The organism is Agathobaculum sp., from assembly GCF_050946325.1.
Classification (GTDB): Bacteria; Bacillota; Clostridia; order Oscillospirales; family Butyricicoccaceae; genus Agathobaculum.
This window is the reverse complement of sequence record NZ_JBMNUP010000169.1, coordinates 1-3,346: the sequence shown is the minus strand read 5'-3', so window position 1 is coordinate 3,346 and position 3,346 is coordinate 1. Positions and strand designations below refer to the sequence as shown.

3 protein-coding genes are annotated in these 3,346 nt (G+C 52.7%); all 3 read left to right on the top strand.

Features of this window, described 5'->3' with window-relative positions; translation table 11 throughout:
- Positions 1–148 precede the first annotated feature (148 nt).
- Positions 149–976, top strand: a complete 828-nt coding sequence (locus ACOYIE_RS10005; RefSeq protein ID WP_433412816.1) for a sugar phosphate isomerase/epimerase family protein — start codon at positions 149–151, stop codon at positions 974–976.
- Between the two features lie 121 nt (positions 977–1,097).
- Positions 1,098–2,504, top strand: a complete 1,407-nt coding sequence (locus ACOYIE_RS10000) for an MFS transporter (RefSeq protein WP_433412814.1) — start codon at positions 1,098–1,100, stop codon at positions 2,502–2,504.
- A 44-nt stretch (positions 2,505–2,548) separates the two neighbouring features.
- On the top strand, positions 2,549–3,346 hold a 798-nt coding region (locus ACOYIE_RS09995), incomplete at its 3' end, for a zinc-dependent alcohol dehydrogenase (protein WP_433412812.1).

The window sequence follows — 3,346 nt, the reverse complement described above, 5'->3', positions numbered from 1 at the left end:
ATATGATAAAAAAAGGGACTTTTTTTTTTCAAGTTCGTCCCTCTGATACATTGGAAAATTGTGCGTTTTGCCACAAAATAAGATAAACAAAAAAGAGAATTTGTTAAAAATAAAAGACAACGCCGTTTTCGGAAAGGGGTCATAACAAATGAAACGCTGCTATAACCTTCAGACCTGCTCGAATACTTCTACGCTGGAACAGGACGCAGCGCTTTGCGCGCAGGCCGGATTTTCGCTGATTGAAATCAATTTTCAAAAAGCGCGCGACTATCTGGAAAAACATACGCTGGAAGATTTGCATCAGCTTTTGCAGCGGCATGGTCTGCGATGCGTGACAATCAATGCAATCTTTTCCATCAATTTCTGTACGGAGGAGCAGTGGAAGGCCGTTTGCGGCCAGTTTGCCTTTGCATGTGAGCTGGGCAGGGCAACCGGCGCGGATACGGTGATTGTGCTGTCTGACGAGCGTGCAGACCTGCCGGAGGGTGTAACCGCAGAAGAGATTTTTGCGGATACGCTGGCGGCCCTCAACCGTCTGGCGGATATGGGGAAAGCGGCGGGGATGAAGATTGCATTTGAGCCGGTTGGAACGATGGCCATCGGCGATGCGGAAACCGCATGGAAACTGGTGCAGAAAGTGAACAGACCGGAGGTTGGCCTGGTGGTGGACGATTTCAATCTGTATCTCTGGGATGTTGGCGCGGATTTTGACGATATTCGCCGGATTGCGCCGGAGAAAATTTTTATCGCGCATATTAACGACGCTGAGGATATCCCTTTCGCCATGCTTGACCAGGCGCATCGCTGCATGCCGGGCGACGGACGGATTGATGTGCAGCACTATATGGACTGTTTGCGGTGCTGCGGATACGATGGACCGGTATCGATTGAGGTGCTGAATCCGGAGATCTGGTCCAAGGGGCCTGAAAAGGTGATTCCAGAAGCATATGAAAAAATCAGCAGATTTGTTTTTTAAATGCACTGCCGTTACTGCAGGACGGCGGAGGCGTTGTGTAAAGTTCTGGCACCGGAGGTGAAAAAGAAGATTGATGCCACATAGAGAAAACACACACTTTTATTTGGAATAGGAGAACGGTATGAATAACTTACAAGATGAAAGCAGACGTTACTATGTAAAAATAGGAATCGGTGAAAAGTGGGCATATGGTTTCTGGGGATTTGGCAGCGATTTGGTATTCCAGACCATTACGATTTATCTGACTTTTTTCTATACGGATATTTTTGGCATTACTCCTGCACAGGTAACAGCGCTGTTTCTGGCCGCCCGTGTTTGGGACGCCATCAACGATCCGCTGATGGGTGCGATTGTTGAGAAGTGTCACTTCAAACATGGAAAATATGTGCCATGGTTTGTCGGCCTGTGTATTCCGTATGGTATTTCCACCGTGCTGGTGTTTACCACGCCGGAAAGCATCAGCAAGGTTGCTTATGCATGGTTTACTTATATTCTCTTCGGCATGCTGTTTACCGGCATTATCATTCCGGTTACGTCGCTTTCGTCCTCTATGACGCAGGACCCGATTGAGCGCGCCAAACTCAACTCTTTCCGCATGTTCTGCTCCGGTGTCGGCGGCGTAGCCTGCTCCATTCTGGTGCCGCGCCTGTCCGAAAAACTGGGCACTACCCCGCAGAACGGCTACCAGCGCGCAATGCTGATCCTGTCCATTGTGATGGTCATTTCGTTCCTGGTAACCGGCAAATGCTGCAAGGAGCGCGTTCCGGAATCTGCGATGGACGCGGAGGAGCCCTTCCGCTGGCGCGATATCGGCACACAGTTTGCCAAGAACAAGCCGCTGCTGATTTTGTTTGTGATGTATTTGGCGGCATATACCTATAACATTCTGGTTTCGTCTGTCGGCACCTATTTCCTACAGTACAACGTGGTGCAGTATAACATCCAGACCTCGATTGACATGGGCATCTGGAATCTGCTGCAAACGCTGCCGTCTATTATTCCGATGCTGTTTGTTCCGGCCATTGCCCGCCGCATCGGCAAGAAGATGGTTGTCATCACCGGCTGCATTATTTCCACCATTGGCATGCTGCTCTTCTTTTTTATGCCCAATACGGCGATGCTGGGCTTCTGCATCGGCAAATCTCTGGGCTCGTTTGGCTATGGTATGACGCTGGCAACGATCTGGTCCACCCTGCCGGACTGCGTAGAATACGGCGAATACGCAACCGGACGCCGTTGCGGCGGTTTGATTTTCTCGCTGGCTTCGTTCTCCATCAAGATTTCGATGACGATTGCCGGCATTCTGCCGACCATTCTGTTCGATATCACCGGCTATGTTGCCAATGAGGTGCAGAATGCGGCAACGCTGACTGCGATTAAGGCGCTCAATTCGCTGGTGCCGGCGGTGATCCTGATCATCGGCATTTTGGTTTACACCCGCTACTCGCTGACGGAAAAGAAGTTTGACGAGATTGTACGGGAACTGACCCGCCGCCGTCTGGCCGCGCAGGAAAAGCCGCAGGCGTGAGGAAGGTTTCACCCAAATGTAACAGGCAAAGGAGCAAAAATATCATGAAAGTTGTATGTGCAACACGAGTTGGCAACATGAAGGACCCGAATCCGGAAACCCGCGGCACGGTCGGCATAGTGGATATGCCGGTGAAAGCGCTGGGCGACGACGAGGTGCTGATTAAGGTGGCCTACTGCGGTATCTGCGGCAGCGATCCGCATGTGGTCGGCGGCTGTTTCAACAAGCCGGAGGACGCGCCCTATGGCATCGGCCATGAGATGTCCGGCGTGATTGCGGCGCTGGGCAAAAACGCCACGGCCAAGGGCCTGAAAGTGGGCGATAAAGTAGGCGGAAACTTCCTGGGCTATTGCGGCAAGTGCTATTACTGCTCGATCGGCCAGCCGGAATACTGCACGGATGTCAGCAACCAGCCCTGTATGGCGGAATACGTCGTTTGGAATGAGTCGCAGGTCTGCAAGCTGCCGGAAGGCGTGGGCCTGCGGGAAGGCAGTCTGATGGAGCCGCTCTCCATTGCGGTGCGGGCGATGGACAAAATCGGCATGTTGGTGGGCAAAAAGGTGCTGATCTCCGGCGGCGGACCAATCGGCCTGCTGTGCGCGCAGCTGGCGGCCAAGTACGGTGCGGCCGAACTGACGCTGTCCGAGCCGGTGGCGAACCGCTGCGAAATTGCAAAGAAGCTGGGCGTTGAGCACATTGTCAATCCCGTTGCGGAAGACCTGTATGAAAGGGCAATGGAAATTACGGACGGCCGCGGCTACGATGTCATTCTGGAATGCTCGGCCGTGCCGAGCGCGGCAACCGCCGTGCTCAGATGTGCCGCCAAGTTTGCAACGGTTCTG